The 16,056-nt window shown below is 54.4% G+C and carries 16 protein-coding genes; 11 read left to right on the top strand and 5 right to left on the bottom strand.

All coding sequences use genetic code 11. The features are described 5' to 3' along the window. Positions 1 to 38 precede the first annotated feature (38 nt). The 3 genes from E6C74_RS16170 (at position 39) to E6C74_RS16160 (ending at position 2,469) form a co-directional block, all read left to right on the top strand. The gene (locus E6C74_RS16170) at positions 39 to 635 is read left to right on the top strand and encodes a TetR/AcrR family transcriptional regulator (RefSeq protein ID WP_136487082.1); all 597 of its coding nucleotides are present in this window, start codon (positions 39 to 41) and stop codon (positions 633 to 635) included. Positions 636 to 720: 85 nt separating this feature from the next. Further along, positions 721 to 1,752, top strand: coding sequence for an NADP-dependent oxidoreductase (locus E6C74_RS16165; protein WP_136487081.1), 1,032 nt, complete (start codon positions 721 to 723; stop codon positions 1,750 to 1,752). Positions 1,753 to 1,848: 96 nt separating this feature from the next. Next, positions 1,849 to 2,469: a glutathione S-transferase gene (locus E6C74_RS16160; protein WP_136487080.1), complete on the top strand. Its 621-nt coding sequence runs from the start codon at positions 1,849 to 1,851 to the stop codon at positions 2,467 to 2,469. Between the two features lie 112 nt (positions 2,470 to 2,581). Here E6C74_RS16160 and E6C74_RS16155 read toward each other — a convergent pair whose 3' ends face one another. Both E6C74_RS16155 and E6C74_RS16150 read right to left on the bottom strand, forming a co-directional pair. After that, positions 2,582 to 4,321: a SulP family inorganic anion transporter gene (locus tag E6C74_RS16155; protein ID WP_136487140.1), complete on the bottom strand. Its 1,740-nt coding sequence runs from the start codon at positions 4,319 to 4,321 to the stop codon at positions 2,582 to 2,584. 198 nt (positions 4,322 to 4,519) lie between these two features. Continuing rightward, the gene (locus tag E6C74_RS16150; RefSeq protein ID WP_136487079.1) at positions 4,520 to 5,239 is read right to left on the bottom strand and encodes a UTRA domain-containing protein; all 720 of its coding nucleotides are present in this window, start codon (positions 5,237 to 5,239) and stop codon (positions 4,520 to 4,522) included. A 220-nt stretch (positions 5,240 to 5,459) separates the two neighbouring features. On the opposite strand from E6C74_RS16150, the gene E6C74_RS16145 reads away from it, so the two are divergent. The 6 genes from E6C74_RS16145 to E6C74_RS16120 are packed head-to-tail and all read left to right on the top strand — an operon-like array spanning position 5,460 to position 10,709. Then, on the top strand, positions 5,460 to 6,530 hold the full coding sequence (locus E6C74_RS16145) for an ABC transporter substrate-binding protein (RefSeq protein ID WP_136487078.1): 1,071 nt from the start codon (positions 5,460 to 5,462) through the stop codon (positions 6,528 to 6,530). A 9-nt stretch (positions 6,531 to 6,539) separates the two neighbouring features. Beyond that, positions 6,540 to 7,349, top strand: a complete 810-nt coding sequence (locus E6C74_RS16140; RefSeq protein WP_136487139.1) for an alkaline phosphatase family protein — start codon at positions 6,540 to 6,542, stop codon at positions 7,347 to 7,349. Further along, on the top strand, positions 7,346 to 8,236 hold the full coding sequence (locus E6C74_RS16135) for an ABC transporter permease subunit (RefSeq protein ID WP_136487077.1): 891 nt from the start codon (positions 7,346 to 7,348) through the stop codon (positions 8,234 to 8,236). Before E6C74_RS16140 ends, E6C74_RS16135 begins: the two co-directional genes overlap by 4 nt. Next, positions 8,223 to 9,005: an ABC transporter permease gene (locus E6C74_RS16130; RefSeq protein WP_136487076.1), complete on the top strand. Its 783-nt coding sequence runs from the start codon at positions 8,223 to 8,225 to the stop codon at positions 9,003 to 9,005. The genes E6C74_RS16135 and E6C74_RS16130 overlap by 14 nt, the downstream gene beginning before the upstream one ends. Further along, positions 9,002 to 10,042: an ABC transporter ATP-binding protein gene (locus E6C74_RS16125; RefSeq protein ID WP_136487075.1), complete on the top strand. Its 1,041-nt coding sequence runs from the start codon at positions 9,002 to 9,004 to the stop codon at positions 10,040 to 10,042. Before E6C74_RS16130 ends, E6C74_RS16125 begins: the two co-directional genes overlap by 4 nt. 1 nt (position 10,043) lies before the next feature. Continuing rightward, complete coding sequence (locus E6C74_RS16120; protein ID WP_136487074.1) at positions 10,044 to 10,709, top strand: HAD-IB family hydrolase; 666 nt, start codon at positions 10,044 to 10,046, stop codon at positions 10,707 to 10,709. A gap of 142 nt (positions 10,710 to 10,851) precedes the next feature. Here the strand turns inward: E6C74_RS16120 and dkgB are convergent, their stop codons facing one another. After that, positions 10,852 to 11,652, bottom strand: a complete 801-nt coding sequence (gene dkgB, locus E6C74_RS16115) for a 2,5-didehydrogluconate reductase DkgB (protein WP_136487073.1) — start codon at positions 11,650 to 11,652, stop codon at positions 10,852 to 10,854. A 317-nt stretch (positions 11,653 to 11,969) separates the two neighbouring features. Then, the gene (locus tag E6C74_RS16110) at positions 11,970 to 12,851 is read right to left on the bottom strand and encodes a LysR family transcriptional regulator (protein ID WP_136487072.1); all 882 of its coding nucleotides are present in this window, start codon (positions 12,849 to 12,851) and stop codon (positions 11,970 to 11,972) included. A gap of 162 nt (positions 12,852 to 13,013) precedes the next feature. Here E6C74_RS16110 and E6C74_RS16105 point away from each other — a divergent pair, with 162 nt between their 5' ends. Continuing rightward, positions 13,014 to 14,195 carry an MFS transporter gene (locus E6C74_RS16105; protein ID WP_136487071.1) on the top strand — a complete coding sequence of 394 codons (1,182 nt, stop codon included), beginning with the start codon at positions 13,014 to 13,016 and terminating at the stop codon, positions 14,193 to 14,195. Between the two features lie 185 nt (positions 14,196 to 14,380). Then, complete coding sequence (locus E6C74_RS16100) at positions 14,381 to 14,944, top strand: nucleotidyltransferase family protein (protein WP_240798208.1); 564 nt, start codon at positions 14,381 to 14,383, stop codon at positions 14,942 to 14,944. Positions 14,945 to 15,013: 69 nt separating this feature from the next. Here E6C74_RS16100 and E6C74_RS16095 read toward each other — a convergent pair whose 3' ends face one another. Further along, positions 15,014 to 15,967, bottom strand: coding sequence for a DMT family transporter (locus tag E6C74_RS16095; protein WP_136487070.1), 954 nt, complete (start codon positions 15,965 to 15,967; stop codon positions 15,014 to 15,016). Positions 15,968 to 16,056: the final 89 nt, after the last annotated feature.

Raw genomic sequence — 16,056 nt, 5'->3', positions numbered from 1 at the left:
ACTAGACGACCGGTCTAATTTCAATTACAGTGCCTGTCATGAACACGAAAACCCAAGATACGCGTCAGCATATTCTCGAAGTCGGTTACGAACTGGTGGTCAATAAAGGCTTTACCGGGGTCGGGCTGTCCGAGTTGCTACGCAGTGCAGACGTGCCCAAAGGCTCGTTTTATCACTACTTCAAATCCAAAGAGCAGTTTGGCGAAGCCCTGATCATTGCCTATTTCGACCATTATCAGTCCCGGCTTGATACCTTGTTTATCGACAACGAGGAATCCCGCTATGAGCAATTAATGCGCTACTGGTACTACTGGACCGAATACAACAGCCAGCGCTGCAACGCATCCCGCTGCCTGGTGGTAAAACTGGCCGGTGAAGTGTCGGACCTCTCCGAACCCATGCGCCAGGCGCTGCTCAAAGGGACACGTCAACTGATCGACCGGCTGGCGCGGTGCATTGAGCAAGGTATCGCGCGTGGTGAACTTCAGGTCAATAACAGCCAGAGCACTGCCGACCTGCTGTACAATTTGTGGATTGGCGCCAGCTTACTCAACAAAATTCGCCAGGATGATGTCAGCCTGCAACAGGCACTGCGCAGTACAGAGCAGATCCTGCAAGGCCATGCGCCTGACTGATATATCGATTCGACCCGCTATTTCGATAGCGGTCTTTTTGCAACCTTTACTAGACGACTGGTCTAATTGAAAAAGGAAACCAGAGATGACTCAAGCAACAAACCAACGCATCGTACTCGCTTCACGCCCGGTCGGCGCACCAACGGCCGACAATTTCCGTACTGAGAGCCTGCCGGTCGCAATGCCTGGCGAAGGTGAAGTGCTGCTGCGCACCATTTACCTGTCTCTTGACCCGTACATGCGTGGCCGCATGAGTGACGCCAAGTCCTACGCCGATCCGGTTGCAGTGGATGAGGTAATGGTAGGTGGTACCGTGTGCCAGGTTGAAGTCTCTAATCATGCAGACTATGAAGTCGGTGAATGGGTACTGGCTTACACGGGCTGGCAGCAATACGCCATCTCCAATGGTGAAGGCCTGCTGAAACTTGGCAAACACCCCTCCCATCCGTCTTATGCACTGGGCATCATGGGCATGCCGGGTTTCACCGCCTACATGGGTCTGCTGGACATCGGTCAGCCAAAAGCAGGTGAAACCATCGTAGTAGCGGCTGCTACCGGCCCGGTCGGCGCAACCGTGGGCCAGATTGGCAAACTAAAAGGTTGTCGTGTGGTGGGTGTCGCTGGCGGCGCAGAAAAATGTCGTCATGCGGTGGAAGTGCTGGGGTTTGATGCCTGTATCGACCACAAAGCCGACGATTTTGCCGCGCAGCTGAGCGCTGCGGTGCCACAAGGCATTGATGTCTACTTTGAAAACGTCGGCGGTAAGGTATTTGACGCCGTATTACCCCTGCTGAATTCTAAAGCTCGTGTACCGCTTTGTGGCATGGTATCGATGTATAACAACACTTCACTGCCGGATGGTCCGGATCGCATGTCAAGCCTGATGGTGCAACTGCTCGTCAAACGTATCAAGATGCAAGGCTTTATTATTTTTGATGATTACGGACACCGCTACAATGAGTTTGCGGCCGACATGACCCAATGGCTGGCACAAGGCAAAATGCAGTACACCGAGCAAATGGTGCTAGGACTAGAGAATGCCGCAGATGCTTTCATCGGCCTGCTGGAAGGTAAAAACTTTGGCAAACTGGTGATTGAAGTGAACTCTCCGTTATAAATTCAAACCGTTATAAGTCCAAACCGGCATTCGCTGCGTACAAGGCAGCGAGTGCCGGTACATTGGCACATACATACACAAAGACAAGGACATAGCATGATAACCCTGCACCACCTCAATCAGTCACGTTCCAAGCGCATTATCTGGCTACTGGAAGAACTCGGCGTAGAGTACCGCGTCGTCCCTTATCTGCGTGACAAAGCGACTTTCCTCGCCCCGCCGGAACTGAAAAGCATTCATCCGCTGGGTAAATCACCAGTGATTGAAATCGACGGACGAGTGATGGCAGAGTCCGGTGCCATTACCGAGTATCTGATCGAACGTTATGCACCGCAGCAACTGGCTCCGGCTAAAGACAGTGACGAGTACATTGATTATCTGCAGTGGCTGCACTTTGCCGAAAGCTCAGGCATGCTGCCTTTACTGCTCAAGCTGTTCATTGGCATGGAGAGTGCGCAAACCGAATTTCTGGAAAAATACGCCAATGGCGAAGCGGCCAAAGTACTAGGCTATGTGGATGCCCAACTGGCAGGAAAACAGTATCTGGTGGCCGGCAAACTGACCGGCGCTGATATCATGATGTCCTTTATCGCCGAAGCGGTGTACATGAGCGGTATGCAGGAACACTTCCCCAATATCAAAGCGTATCTGGCTCATCTGTCGACCCTGCCGGGCTACCAGAAAGCCAATCAGACTGAAGCCGAGCTAAGCGCCTGAGCTTACATTCTGAACAACAAAGCCTGCCACGCGGCAGGCTTTGTTATTTTTAATTGAATCGGGCTCATCACTGAACCCGCGTTGTGACTGCACAAGATAACTCCGGCCGCCATCAGGCCACCTCCGGCACCGCCTTGGGCGGCGCATCGACCGGCGCTTCTTTTTGCACTTCAGGAATTTGTCCTTCCTCAACCGCCTGGATATAACAGCCACTGAGTTTAATCGCCAGATACATATCAGCGCGCAGCACCATACCACCATCGCCAACCGGCACCCCGCTCAATTCACACCATTGGCGCATACTGCGCTTGCGTCCGGCCAGGATCAGCCGGATACCGCGTTTTTTTAGCATGGTCTGCACATCACTGAGCATCGCCATCACACTCAGGTCCAGATGGGTAAAGCTCGCCACTGCATCTATAACCACACAGGTTACTTCCGTGTCGTTACCTTCAACAACCTCCAGCACCCGGCGTTTGAAATACGGCGCATTAAAATAGGTCAGCGGCGAATTAAACCGATACAGCACCAGGCCCGGGATCGCGGTCGCTTTGCCGCTGCCGTCGATGGTACGAATGATGCCGTCTTTATCCAGCCCGAGCCGCTGATCACTCGGGCGCATCACCACACGTAAGAACTGAAACAGCCCCAGCAGTACCGCAAGGGTAATGCCGGGAATCACGCCGACCACCAGCACCGCGATAAAGGTGATACCGGCCAGATAGAATGCATCTTTGTCGCGTTTACGTAACGTCCATAATCCTTTCAGATCGATGAGCGACATCGAAGCGATGATCAGCACCACACCGAGCGCCGCAGTAGGAATATATTGCAGCGGCCGATAGACAAACAGCGCAATGATGCCGATCAGCACTGCCGCGATCACCGACACCAGCTGCGATTTACCGCCGTTGGCATCGTTCACAGCGGTGCGTGAATCGGCCCCGCTGATGGCGAAGCCCTGCGAAAAGGCACACGCAATATTGGCAATGCCCAGCGCTCGGAATTCTTTATCGGCATCAATATCGTAGCCGTTTTTGGCGGCGAAACTGCGCGCTGTCAGCATCATACTGACAAAGCTGACCATAGCCAGGTTGAGCGCCGGCACCACCAGCTCACGGCTGATCCCAATATCGAATGCCGGAGCCTGAAACACCGGTAAACCACCTTCAATCGCGCCGACAACGCTGACGCCGCTGGAGTCAAGCTGGGTCACCCACACCAAACCGCCCGCGGCTATGATCGCCAGCATTGCTGCCGGCCAGGCCGGACGCAGCCGTTTCGAAACAAAATAGACCACTACCGTTAACACGCTGACCAGCACCGTTTGCCAATGCACATCGAGCGCCCGTTGCGGCGCTTCAAGCAACCGCTCCAGCAGATAGCGCGCCTGATAATTGACCCCGGCCACTTTACTCAGTTGACCGACAATAATCGTCAGGGCCACACCATTAATCAGGCCAAGCAGAATCGGCCGCGACAGGAAGTCCGCCAGAATACCGAGCTTGAATTTGCTCGCCACAATGCACCAGATACCGGTCATGGCAGTCATGGTCATCACCAGTTGCCAGTGCTTGGTCGCATCGCCGCCTGCCAGCGGTGTCACTACCGCGGCAATCACCGCACACGTTGCGGCATCCGGCCCGACAATCAGCTGACGTGACGTACCAAACAGAGCATATACCAGCATCGGCACTACGCAGGAGTACAAACCGACAATCGCTGACACGCCGGTCAACTGGGCATACGCAATGGCCACCGGCAGAGCAACCGCGACCACCGACAAGGCAGCGCGCACGTCGTCCTTTAACCAGACACGTTGATACTGTTTTAACTGATAAAACCCCGGCATCGTCTGCCGCAACCACGCTGTTCTCAAGGCTTGGTTACCTCTATGTTATGGACCGCCCCTGCGGCACTTATATCATTAAGCATAAACCAAGATTGACTAATCACGTATCTAATTTGCTGATTTGTATAACAATGATCAAAGGCATTTTCGGCATCAAGCCGCGTACTGGATAAATTGAAACAGAGCCGCGGCTAAATCTCAGTCGCTGCAACTGTCGATGGTGATGACCACCGAATCTGGCCGCCAGTATTCAAACTCACAATCCATGATCTGGCCATGCTGATTGTAGTTCACCCGGCAGATTTTCAGCACCGGCTGACCGGCGGCCAGATTGAGCGCCCTTGCCACATGCAGCGGCGCGGCGGTCGGCACCACATCAAAGCGCGAGCGTTGAGTGCAATAGCCGTATTTACGTGCGTACAATCCGGTCAGCGAACCGGCCAGATTTTCAGCTAAAATATCCGCAAACAGACCGGCAATCAGACAGTTTTCGACAAATAACACAGCGCGCCCATCAATAAAGCGCAGCCGTTCAATGATATGTACCGGTGTCATCCGGGTGATCTGCAGCGCACGCGCATACTCCTGAGTCGCCAGCACACTGCGTACATTCAGCACCCGGGTTTCCGCAATCCGGTTCTGCTCAGCAATCATCTGATGAAAGTGGCAACGTGACAGTGGGTTGTAACGCACCCGCTCCGGCGACACAAACCAGCCGCGCCGCTCTTCGCGGTAAATCAGCCCTTCGGTTTCCAGTGACACCAACGCATCTTTAATTGTAATGCGGGTGGTTTCAAACAGCTCACTCAGCTCGCGCTCTGACGGCAGCTTCTGACGCTGGTTCATCACTCCCGAGCAAATCTGATCACGCAACGTCGATTTAATCGACCCCAACTGCGTGCTCGTCTGTCGCTTCATCCTGATCTAGTCCAGTCCTTGTTCATCCGCCCAGCATAGTCAGCGCAGATAACAATTTCATGACAGACAATTGCGGCACAATCACCGCTCATTACTGCTTTTCGCAATATAACTGCCATAAAAGCGCCGTAAAAGCGTCATCTGACTGGCGCTAAATCGTCATATTCGCTGCCTAGGATAAAAAACGTACTTACTGACCTAGTCCAGAAGGATAGAGACAATGAAAACGTTACTGCACCGCTCGGCCATGATCACCGGCGCCACTTTACTTGCCACCACACTTGCCATGCCTGCTTTCGCTGAACAGGCCAACATCCAATCGTTAATCGATGCCGCCAAGAAAGAAGGCGCGGTCTACAGCGTCGGCATGCCCGACAGCTGGGCAAACTGGAAAGGCACCTGGCAGGATCTGAGCCAGCATTACGGTCTCAAACATCAGGATACCGACATGAGCTCGGCACAGGAAATCGCTAAGTTTGCCGCGGAGAAAAGTAACGCCACCGCAGATATCGGCGATGTCGGTTTTGCTTTTGCGCGCGTGGCCGTGCAAAAAGGCGTGACCCAGGCGTACAAACCGACCACCTGGAGCGACATTCCGAACTGGGCCAAAGATAAAGACGGTCACTGGGCGCTGGCCTATACCGGCACTATTGCGTTTATCAGCAACAATAATCTGGTCAAAGACGCTCCAAAATCATGGAACGACCTGCTAACTGGCAACTACAAAGTGACCGTCGGTGATGTTGGTGTGGCTGCTCAGGCCAATAACGCGGTGCTGGCGGCGGCTTTTGCCAACGGCGGAAACGAAAGTAACCTCGAACCGGCACTGAACTTCTTTGCCAAGCTGGCCAAGCAAGGCCGCCTGTCCTTTACCGACCCAAGCCTGGCCAACCTGGAAAAAGGCGAAGTGGAAGTGGCCATCATGTGGGATTTCAACGCCCTCAACTATCGCGACCAGATAGACCGCAGCCGCTTTACTGTCACGATTCCGCAAGACGGCTCGGTGATTTCCGGTTACACCACCATCATCAATAAATACGCGGCCAATCCAAACGCCGCGAAACTGGCACGCGAATACATTTTCAGCGACCAGGGTCAAATCAATCTGGCCGAAGGCTATGCCCGCCCGATCCGCAGCAACATTACCCTGCCGCAATCAGTGCAGGATAAACTGTTGCCTAACTCGGCCTATCAGAATGTTCATCCGGTCACGGACTTCAACGCATGGGAAAAATCCGCACGTAAACTGCCACGTCAATGGCAGGAAAATGTGCTTATCCACCAGCAGTAAGAGGTCATGATGCGCAATAAGGTTATCCTTGTTGTTCTTGATGGACTCAATCTTCAGGTAGCCCGTCAGTGCATGGGCTACCTGCACGGTTTGATTGAGCAGCAAAGAGCAACACTTTATCCGCTGCAGTGCGAACTGCCTTCTCTGTCCCGTCCGCTGTATGAGTGCCTGCTGACCGGCGTTGCGCCGGTTGAAAGCGGTATTGTCAGCAACCAGACAGTACGCCGCTCTCAGTTTGAATCGGTATTCAGCCTCGCCACGCAACAGGGTAAAACCACCGCCGCCGCGGCCTATCACTGGTTCAGCGAACTGTACAACCGCGCTCCTTACGATGCGGTGCGTGACCGCTTTACCCATGACGAGTCGCTTAACATTCAGCACGGCTGTTTTTATCACTGGGATCACTATCCGGATGAAGCGCTGTTTCTTGACGGCGAATCGCTGCGCCGTCAGCATCAGCCGGACTTTCTGCTGATTCATCCGATGAACATTGATGACTGTGGCCACCGCTACGGACTCAACTCCCCCCAGTACCGCAACAGTGCCCGCCATGCTGATGTGCTGCTGTCGCATTTTGTTCCGGTCTGGCTCGCCGATGGCTATCAGATTTTGATCACCAGTGATCACGGCATGAATGACGACTGCACGCATGGCGGGACGCTACAAGAAGAGCGCGCGGTGCCGTTGTTTGTGCTTGGCGATCGCTTTTCGCACCAACCGGAAGTGGCACTGCGTCAGACTGACGTCTGCGGCACCGTGTGTGAGCTGCTGCGCCTTAATCACGACAAACCGTGCGCGCAAGAGGTACTGGCGCTATGAGCAGTTCCACTTTGAGCCAAACGACCACTCAACCTGCCGCAAGCAACCCACCCCGCAGCTGGCAGCGCTTTATGCCACTGGCCTGGCTGTCGCCGTTTGCGCTGTTTTTCTATCTGTTTCAGCTCGCTCCTATGCTGTGGGTCATGGTCAACAGCTTTCAGGTGGATGAACAGTGGTCACTGGATAACTATCGCGAAATATTCAGCTCCGGTTTTATCCTGCAAGGCTTTAGCAACAGCCTGTGGCTGGCGTTGTGGTCGGGCCTGGCCGGGCTTGCCATTGCGGCTCTGCTGGTCAGTTCGCTGCGCCGTGTTCCAGGGCGACTGCGCGATGCGGTGATTGCCTTTACCAACATGAGCAGTAACTTCGCCGGTGTGCCGCTGGCGTTTGCCTTCATCATCATCCTCGGCACCAATGGCGCGCTGACTCTGCTGCTCAAACAATACGGCCTGATTGATGACTTTAATCTGTATGGTCAGTGGGGCCTGCTGGCGATCTACATCTATTTCCAGATCCCGCTCGCGGTACTGCTGCTCTATCCCGCCTTCGATGCGCTGAACGATGACTGGCAAGCCGCAGCAGCGCTGCTTGGCGCGCGTAGCTGGCGCTATTGGGCGCACATTGCCCTGCCGGTGCTGTCACCAGCTCTGCTCGGCACCCTGATCATTCTGATTGCTAATGCCATGGGCGCGTATGCCAGTGTGTATGCCCTCACCTCCGGTAACTACAACCTGATCACCATCCGCATCGCCAGCCTGGTATCCGGCGATCTGTTTCTCGAACCGAATCTGGCGGCAGCCATTTCAGTACTGCTGATGGCACTGCTGGCTGCTATTACCCTGATTAACCAATGGCTGATTGCCCGGAGCTATCATGCAACACGCTAATTCCGTTTATCACAAAAGCGTGGTGTACGGCATTGTCGCCCTGATGCTGGTGCCGATCATCGCCACGCTGGCTTACTCACTGTCGTCACGCTGGGGGGCGACCATTCTGCCGGACGGCTTTACCCTCGACTGGTACCGCCAATTGCTCAGTGATGTACGCTTTGTCGAAGCGTTCGGCCGATCACTGCTGGTGTGCGTGGCTGCGCTGGCACTGAGCACTGTGTTGATTCTGCCGGCGATCTTTGTGGTGTTTTACTATTTCCCCCAACTCGACAAGCTGATGAATCTGCTGATCCTGCTGCCGTTTGCCGTGCCGCCGGTGGTCTCTTCAGTCGGCCTGCTGCAGCTGTACGCTGACAGCAGAGTCCCCATGGTCGGCACGCCGTGGATTCTGATCGGCACCTATTTCACCATCGCGCTGCCGTTCATGTACCGCGCGATAGCGAACAGCTTTACGGCCATTAACCTGCGCGATCTGATGGACGCCGCGCACCTGCTCGGCGCGAGCACGCTGCAAGCCTTCTGGCATATTGTACTGCCCAACCTACGCAAAGGATTAATGGCCGCGCTGTTTCTGTCGTTTTCGTTCCTGCTCGGGGAGTTTGTGTTTGCCAACATTCTGGTCGGCACCCGCTATGAAACCTTGCAGATTTATCTCTATAACATGCGCCAGACCAGCGGTCATTTCACCTCGGCGTTAGTAATGACTTACTTTCTGTTTATCTTTATCTGTACCTGGCTGGCAAGCCGGATTGGAGCAAAATCATGAGTGACGTTTCTGTCTCCCGGCTCACCAAGCGTTTTGGTGACAACACTGTATTTGAGGCGATCGATTTTGATATCCGTCAGGGCGAGTTTATCACCCTGCTCGGTCCGAGCGGCTGTGGTAAATCCACTCTGCTGCGCAGCCTGGCCGGGCTCAACCCGGTCGACAGCGGCCGCATTTTGGTCGCTGGTGAGGATATTACCCACAGTGCGCCCCAGCAGCGCGGCATTGGTATGGTATTTCAGTCTTATGCCCTGTTTCCCAACATGACCGTGGCCGGCAACATCGGTTTTGGTTTAAAGATGCAAGGCGCGAATAAAGCGCATATTGAACAGCAAGTCGGCCGGATTATCGAACTGGTCGCGCTGCAGGGTAAAGAGCAGTGTTATCCGCATCAGTTGTCAGGTGGCCAGCGCCAACGCGTTGCTCTGGCGCGCGCTCTGGTGGTCAAACCGCGTATTTTGCTGCTCGATGAACCACTGTCGGCACTGGATGCCAAAATCCGTAAGCACCTGCGCCAGCAAATCCGCGACATTCAGCAGGCGCTCAACCTGACCACCATCTTCGTCACCCACGATCAGGAAGAAGCGATGACAATGTCAGATCGCATTTTCCTTATGCATCAGGGTAAGATAGTGCAGCAAGGCTCGCCAGAGGCAATTTATACCCAGCCGGCCAATGAATTTGTTGCCGGTTTTATGGGGCATTACAATCTGCTCAGTGCTGCGCAGGCAAAAAAACTGTTTGCCCTCGATAGCGAGCATAAAGTGGCAGTACGTCCGGAGTCGATTTATGTGGCCGAAGCAGGCCGCCAAGAATCGGGGTCCCACTATAGCGGTGGCGCGCATATTTCTGCGCCGATGCGCGGCGTTCTCAAAAGTCAGCAACTGCTGGGCAACGTGATCCGTTATCAGGTCGCGCTGGATGACTGCGAGCTGACCGTCGATCAGCTCAACCGCTCTTCCGAGCGCTTACTGCCTGCAGGCAGTGTGCTGGAGCTGCATTTTAATCTCAATGAACTACAACCTGTGAGTGCCTGATATGTCTCAACCCCTGTACGTGTTCGATATGGACGACACCTTAATCGACGGCGACTGCGCCATGATCTGGAACGAGTTTCTGGTCGACAAAGGCATCGCCACCGACCCGGAATTTCTTAATCAGGATCGCTATCTGATGTCACTGTACGCGCGCGGTGAAATGGATATGGAAGACTATCTCGACTACGTAATGCAGCCCCTCGCCGCCCTGCCGGTTGAGCAGGTGCATGCACTGGTGGATGAATGTGTCGACCGCCGTATCATGCCGCGTCTGTTTGATGAAGCGCGTAACCTGATAGCGACGCTCAAAGCACACAATACCACCATGCTGATCATCTCGGCCTCTGTCAGTTTTCTGGTCGAAGCCGTGGCCAAACAGGTCGGTATTCCTCATGCTCTCGGTATTGATATGGCGGTCAGCAACGGTCATTACAGCAGCGAGATTGTCGGCGTACCGAGTTATCGCGAGGGTAAAGTGGCCCGGTTAGAGGAGTGGTTACTTACTCACCCGCAACACCTTGATGAAGTGCATTTTTTCACCGACTCGATTAACGATTTACCGCTGTGCCAGCACGCCGATTTCGCTTATCTGGTGAATCCGTGCCAGCGTCTGGCGGCTCATGCTGGTCAGCCGCACTGGCAGGTACTGCGCTGGGGTCAGGCTTAAGCTGCTGTCGCTATCACTGTTCCTGAGACAGCGCGACCCTTATCACAAGTAAAAGCCCCGGCCATCAATACAACGGCCGGGGCTTTTCATCTTGATCAGCGTGGTTATCTTATCAACTCCGTGCCGCAGTCACGCGACGGGATCAGTCCCACTGCGGAGCAAAGTCCGGATTAGCCAGACGATGGTTGCGATCCAGAGTCGCAATGCGCGCCATATCCTGCTCACTGAGAGAGACATTGACGTAGCCCAGGTTGCTGTCGATATTGGCACGTTTGGTTGACGACGGAATGGTGACAAAGTGATTGGCTGCCATCCAGGCCAGAACCACCTGAGCCGGTGTCGCCTGATGCTGCTCGGCAATCTCAACGATCACATCATCTTTCAGCACATCGCCGTAAGCAAACGGCATATAACCGGTCACTATGATGTCGTGCGCGCGGCAGAACTCAACCACAGCCTTGTTTTGCAGGTAAGGATGGACCTCCACCTGGTTGGTGTACAAAACGCCCTCGCCCAGGCTCTCAATCGCCTGTCTCATCTGTGCCACGGTAAAGTTCGACACGCCGATGTGGCGGGTCAGGCCCTGATCCTGCGCCTGTTTCAGGCTGCGCAGGTAATCACCCATCGCGACACTGTCATCCGCCAGCGGCCAGTGAATCAGCAGCAGATCAACATAGTCGGTGTTTAAGTCCTGCAGGCTCTGTTTCACGCTTGGCAAAAACTGCTGGTCTGAGAGTTTATCCATCCACACTTTAGTGGTGATGAACAGCGCTTCACGCGCGATACCACTTGCACTCACCGCCTGGCCAACTTCTTGTTCGTTGCCATAAATCTGCGCGGTATCAATGTGGCGATAACCCGCCTCAAGTGCCATCGCAACCGACTGAACCGCTTCATCGCCTTTCAGACGGAATGTACCTGCGCCAAGCTGAGGAATTTGCATGGAGTTCGCTCCTTATCGTGGTTGTTCAATGTCATTAATCCATTGATATAACATGGATTAATGAAGAGTAAGTCAATAAACTGTCATCCGTTAATGGTAAAGCGTTACCCGAACATGGCCGGGCACGCTTTACCTCTTAATCAGTGGCCGTGTTACACCGCATCATAGGCCGGATAATCAGTCAGCATGCTAACAACCGAAGCGAAAGAGATTAACTGGTGCAAAGACAAAACTTTTTTGTCAAATTTGCAAAAACTAATATCACCTGCCGCTGTCAGGCTCGCGGCCAGACATAAGCCAAACTCACGCTATCCGCTCTACAGGGTGAATTTTGGCTGAATAAAATCGATAAACGCAGAGATACGACGCGCGACGTTAGAGGACTTGTAATACACTGCATTCACCAGCTCACGCTCTGAATTGAGTTGGCGGTATGAAGCAAGCAGGGTCACCAACCGGCCGGCGGCCAAGTCTTCATGAATCATAAAGCCGGACAGGCAACCGATGCCATTGCCGGCCAGCACTAACTGGCGCACGGTTTCACCACTGCTGCAGGCAATGGTCGGCTCAACGTAATCACTGCCCTGCAGCGGCCAGACATTCAGCGCACGCGGGCTGGTGAAGCCGACAATTTCATGCTGTTGCAGCTCAGATGGTGTCGCCGGGAAGCCGTGTCGGGCAAGGTAGTCCGGCGCAGCGACTACAAACAGCGGACTTTTTCCCAAAGGCCGGGCATGCAAAGTGGAATCATTGAGCTTGCCAATCCGGATCGCCACATCGGTGCGCTTTTCCAGTAAGTCAACGTAGCCTTCATTCGAGGTCAGTTCCAGCTCAATATCCGGATAGGCCTGGTGAAATTCACGCACCAGCGGCACCAGTTGATGAAGCATCAACGGGCTGGCCGCATCGACGCGCAGCTTGCCTTTCGGCAGTTCACCGCGCGACACCACCTCTTCTTCCGCCTGGCGCAGTTGCTGTAGCCCCGCTCGGATGGTTTCACTAAAACGACGGCCTTCTTCAGTCAAATCCAGGCGCCGCGTGGTGCGGTTTAAGATGGTCATCCCGAGCTGCTGCTCAATCCGGCTCACCGCACGTGATACCTTGGCCACCTGCACATCCAGCACTTCGGCCGCCTGGGAGAAACTGCCGCTGTCGATCACTGCCAGTAAGATTTCCAGATCATCAGAACGGGTCAGCATAGGCGTTCCATTTTTACATAAATGACAAAATTATTTTGCCAATACTAGCGTTTTTAGCAAATAAAAGCTCATCAATAATGCGCCTATCTAAACACAGTCAGCCCGTTGCCGGACACATCTCCACTCATTAAACGGCAGCGGAACTTCAACAGGAAAATTGCTATGCCTATTGCTTTATTTGCCTTAACCCTCAGTGCGTTTGCCATCGGCACCACTGAATTTGTCATCGTCGGCCTGCTGCCGACCATGGCCGCAGACCTCAACGTTTCTCTGCCCTCGGCCGGTTTGCTGGTCAGCCTGTATGCGCTCGGCGTCGCCATCGGCGCGCCGGTACTCACCGCCTTAACCGGCAACTGGAACCGAAAACACGTGTTGCTTTCCGTCATGGCGCTGTTTGTCGCTGGTAACCTGCTCGCCTGGCAATCTCCGGGCTACAGCACGCTCATCCTGGCGCGTATTCTGACTGGCCTGGCGCACGGTGTGTTCTTCTCCATCGGCTCAACCATCGCGACCGGCCTGGTAGCAAGGGAGAAAGCCGCCAGCGCGATCGCCATCATGTTTACCGGCCTGACCGTTGCACTAGTGACCGGCGTACCGCTTGGCACTTACATCGGCCAGCATTTCGGCTGGCAGACCACCTTTTTAACGGTCGCGCTCTTGGGGCTTATCGCCCTGATCGGCAGCGCCCTGCTGGTACCGTCAACCCTGCCGCAAGCGGCTAAAACCTCGCTGACCGAGCAAGCCAAAGTACTAATGCAGCCGCGTCTGCTGCTGGTGTTTGCCATTACTGCACTCGGCTATGGTGGCACCTTCACTGCCTTTACCTTTATCGCCCCCATCCTGCATGAAGTGTCCGGTTTTGCCACATCCACCATCAGTATTCTGATGCTGGTGTACGGCGTATCGGTGGCGTTCGGTAATATCTGGGGCGGCAAACTGGCCGACAAACACGGTCCGACTCAGGCGCTGAGTGTGATTTTCACCGGCCTGAGCCTGGTGCTGCTATTACTGACCTTCGCCGCGCCCAACCCGGTGACGGCGGTGATCATCATGCTTATCTGGGGTATGTTCGCCTTTGGTAATGTGCCCGGACTGCAGGTCTACGTGGTGAAGCTGGCCGAACACTACACTCCCAATGCGGTCGATGTCGCTTCAGGGCTCAATATCGCCGCCTTTAATATCGGCATTGCCCTTGGCGCCTGGGGCGGTGGCCTGGTAGTGGAGCAATCCGGCCTGATGACTACACCCTGGGTGGGCGCGATTGTGGTCGCGGTTGCCCTGCTGCTGACCCGTCTCAGCCAACGTTTTGATAAGCGCCAGCCCGAACTGGCCCGCTCACTGTAACGGCACCAAACTCAGGGGAAGGGAGCTAAACTCACAGGAATTGCACCAAGCCCTCCGACGAGGGCTGGTATGCGCTGAGGCATCAATTTGATGATTTACTGAACCGATATCATATTCTCCTGCCATCATGCGAGATTACCGTTATACTGAATATCAACAGTCACTAACATAATTACCCGCAATACATGCCAAGTGATATTGAACACCTTTATCTGGGACAAACCGAAGCTCTGCTACGCAATGATTCATTGCGTATGCGCTGTCTGCTGGCCGTGCAAGCGCTCAATTTACCTGACTGGTATTTGGGAGCCGGCTTTGTGCGCAACGCGATTTGGGATCACCTGCACCACAAGCCCGAAATGACGCCACTCAATGATGTGGATGTGGTCTATTTCGATCCCAGTGATGTTTCACCGCAAACAGAAGAAGCACTGCAAGCCCGTCTCTGCGCAGTCATGCCGGACATTAACTGGGAAGTGCGTAATCAGGCACGCATGCACGAAAAGCACGGTCATGCCCCTTATCGCAGCACCGCGCACGGCATTGCGCAATGGGTGGAAGTGCCGACCTGCGTCGGTGTGCGGCTCGAAACCGATGGCCGCCTGACCTTCTGCGCGCCGTACGGCCTGCGTCAGAACTGGTCACTGACCATCGCGATTAACCCCTGCAACCGTCAGCCGGAAGTGGTACAGCGTCGCATTCTGGAAAAGAAATGGCTTACACTGTGGCCGCATTTGCATTTGATTTAATCGTTTCAGACTGGTTATGTCTTTGAGTTACACACAAACCGGCGGCCGAATCCGATCCGCCGCCGTATTTTATTCCGCTTTCAGGCTGGGCTTGAGCGCTGCACGCCGCTTGGTCAGCAACTGCTTGATCCAGCCATGACCGCTGACCAGTACAATGCCGCCAATCACCATCGCCGAACCATACAAAAACCCGGCTTCAATCCGCTCCCCCAGGAGCAAAGCCCCGAGCACCACACCGTACAGCGGCGTCATAAACGACAACACACCAAGACGCGAGGCAATATAGGTATTGAGCATCCAGAACCAGAGCAGAAAACCACCGAACGAGATAATCAAAGTCTGGAACGTCACACTGGCCAGCGCCAGCGGCGTCGGATTAATCGCGAGCTGATCACTCCACGCTGCCGCGCCAAGCAAAATCAGCGCGCCCATCACCAGTTGGTACAACAGCGTTTGCTCGGAAGAGACATTGGCCAGTTTCGAGCTGCGGATCAATACCGTGGTCAGGCCCCAGGCCACACCGCCGAGCAGAGCGAGAAAATCGCCCCACAGCATATTGGGCTGCATCTCTGCTGCTTCTTCACCGTGCCACAGAAATGCCACCGCGATGCCGGAAAAGGCAAGCAGAATACCTACCCACTGCACAATTTTCAGCCGCTCACTCTCAACGAGAAAATGCAGGATCAGGGCGCTAAAAATAGGCGAAGTGTAGAGAAAAATAACCGAATGGGCCGCTGAGGTATAATGCAGCGCTGCGCCCAGAAACAGATATTCCAACGCAAACAGAGTACCGACCAGGATACCGGCTTTCCAGTTTCCGTCCGCAAACTGGAGTTTTTTGCCGCGTATCACCACGTACGCCAGCACCAATACCGCCGCGATGGCGGAGCGCAGGCCGATTTGCAGGATCGGCGCAATATCCTCTCCGGTCGCTTTAAGTGCAATTTGTTGTAAGCCCATGGCAAAGCAAAACACCACCATGATGCCGAGCGCTGTGGCGTCGATTGGTTTGCGTGTCATCATTCTCGTTATCCAACTGTTATTTTGTTATCGCTATGTTTACATTATGCGTTGTCGTCATTAAGACATATAGCTAAAATCAGACAACCCAT

This window comes from Vibrio sp. H11 (genome assembly GCF_004804295.1).
Taxonomy (GTDB): domain Bacteria; phylum Pseudomonadota; class Gammaproteobacteria; order Enterobacterales; family Vibrionaceae; genus Vibrio; species Vibrio ostreae.
The sequence above is the reverse complement of the archived record's forward strand: the minus strand, read 5'-3'. Positions and strand labels throughout refer to the sequence as shown.

Excerpts from the sequence above, each read along its gene's own strand:
- E6C74_RS16130 (WP_136487076.1), top strand. The coding sequence starts at position 8,223 with ATGCAACACGCTAATTCCGTTTATCACAAAAGCGTGGTGTACGGCATT.
- E6C74_RS16120 (WP_136487074.1), top strand. The coding sequence starts at position 10,044 with ATGTCTCAACCCCTGTACGTGTTCGATATGGACGACACCTTAATCGAC.
- E6C74_RS16110 (WP_136487072.1), bottom strand. The coding sequence starts at position 12,851 with ATGCTGACCCGTTCTGATGATCTGGAAATCTTACTGGCAGTGATCGAC.
- dkgB (WP_136487073.1), bottom strand. The coding sequence starts at position 11,652 with ATGCAAATTCCTCAGCTTGGCGCAGGTACATTCCGTCTGAAAGGCGAT.
- E6C74_RS16165 (WP_136487081.1), top strand. The coding sequence starts at position 721 with ATGACTCAAGCAACAAACCAACGCATCGTACTCGCTTCACGCCCGGTC.
- E6C74_RS16155 (WP_136487140.1), bottom strand. The coding sequence starts at position 4,321 with ATGCCGGGGTTTTATCAGTTAAAACAGTATCAACGTGTCTGGTTAAAG.
- E6C74_RS16105 (WP_136487071.1), top strand. The coding sequence starts at position 13,014 with ATGCCTATTGCTTTATTTGCCTTAACCCTCAGTGCGTTTGCCATCGGC.
- E6C74_RS16135 (WP_136487077.1), top strand. The coding sequence starts at position 7,346 with ATGAGCAGTTCCACTTTGAGCCAAACGACCACTCAACCTGCCGCAAGC.
- E6C74_RS16095 (WP_136487070.1), bottom strand. The coding sequence starts at position 15,967 with ATGATGACACGCAAACCAATCGACGCCACAGCGCTCGGCATCATGGTG.
- E6C74_RS16150 (WP_136487079.1), bottom strand. The coding sequence starts at position 5,239 with ATGAAGCGACAGACGAGCACGCAGTTGGGGTCGATTAAATCGACGTTG.
- E6C74_RS16100 (WP_240798208.1), top strand. The coding sequence starts at position 14,381 with ATGCCAAGTGATATTGAACACCTTTATCTGGGACAAACCGAAGCTCTG.
- E6C74_RS16160 (WP_136487080.1), top strand. The coding sequence starts at position 1,849 with ATGATAACCCTGCACCACCTCAATCAGTCACGTTCCAAGCGCATTATC.
- E6C74_RS16145 (WP_136487078.1), top strand. The coding sequence starts at position 5,460 with ATGAAAACGTTACTGCACCGCTCGGCCATGATCACCGGCGCCACTTTA.
- E6C74_RS16140 (WP_136487139.1), top strand. The coding sequence starts at position 6,540 with ATGCGCAATAAGGTTATCCTTGTTGTTCTTGATGGACTCAATCTTCAG.
- E6C74_RS16125 (WP_136487075.1), top strand. The coding sequence starts at position 9,002 with ATGAGTGACGTTTCTGTCTCCCGGCTCACCAAGCGTTTTGGTGACAAC.
- E6C74_RS16170 (WP_136487082.1), top strand. The coding sequence starts at position 39 with ATGAACACGAAAACCCAAGATACGCGTCAGCATATTCTCGAAGTCGGT.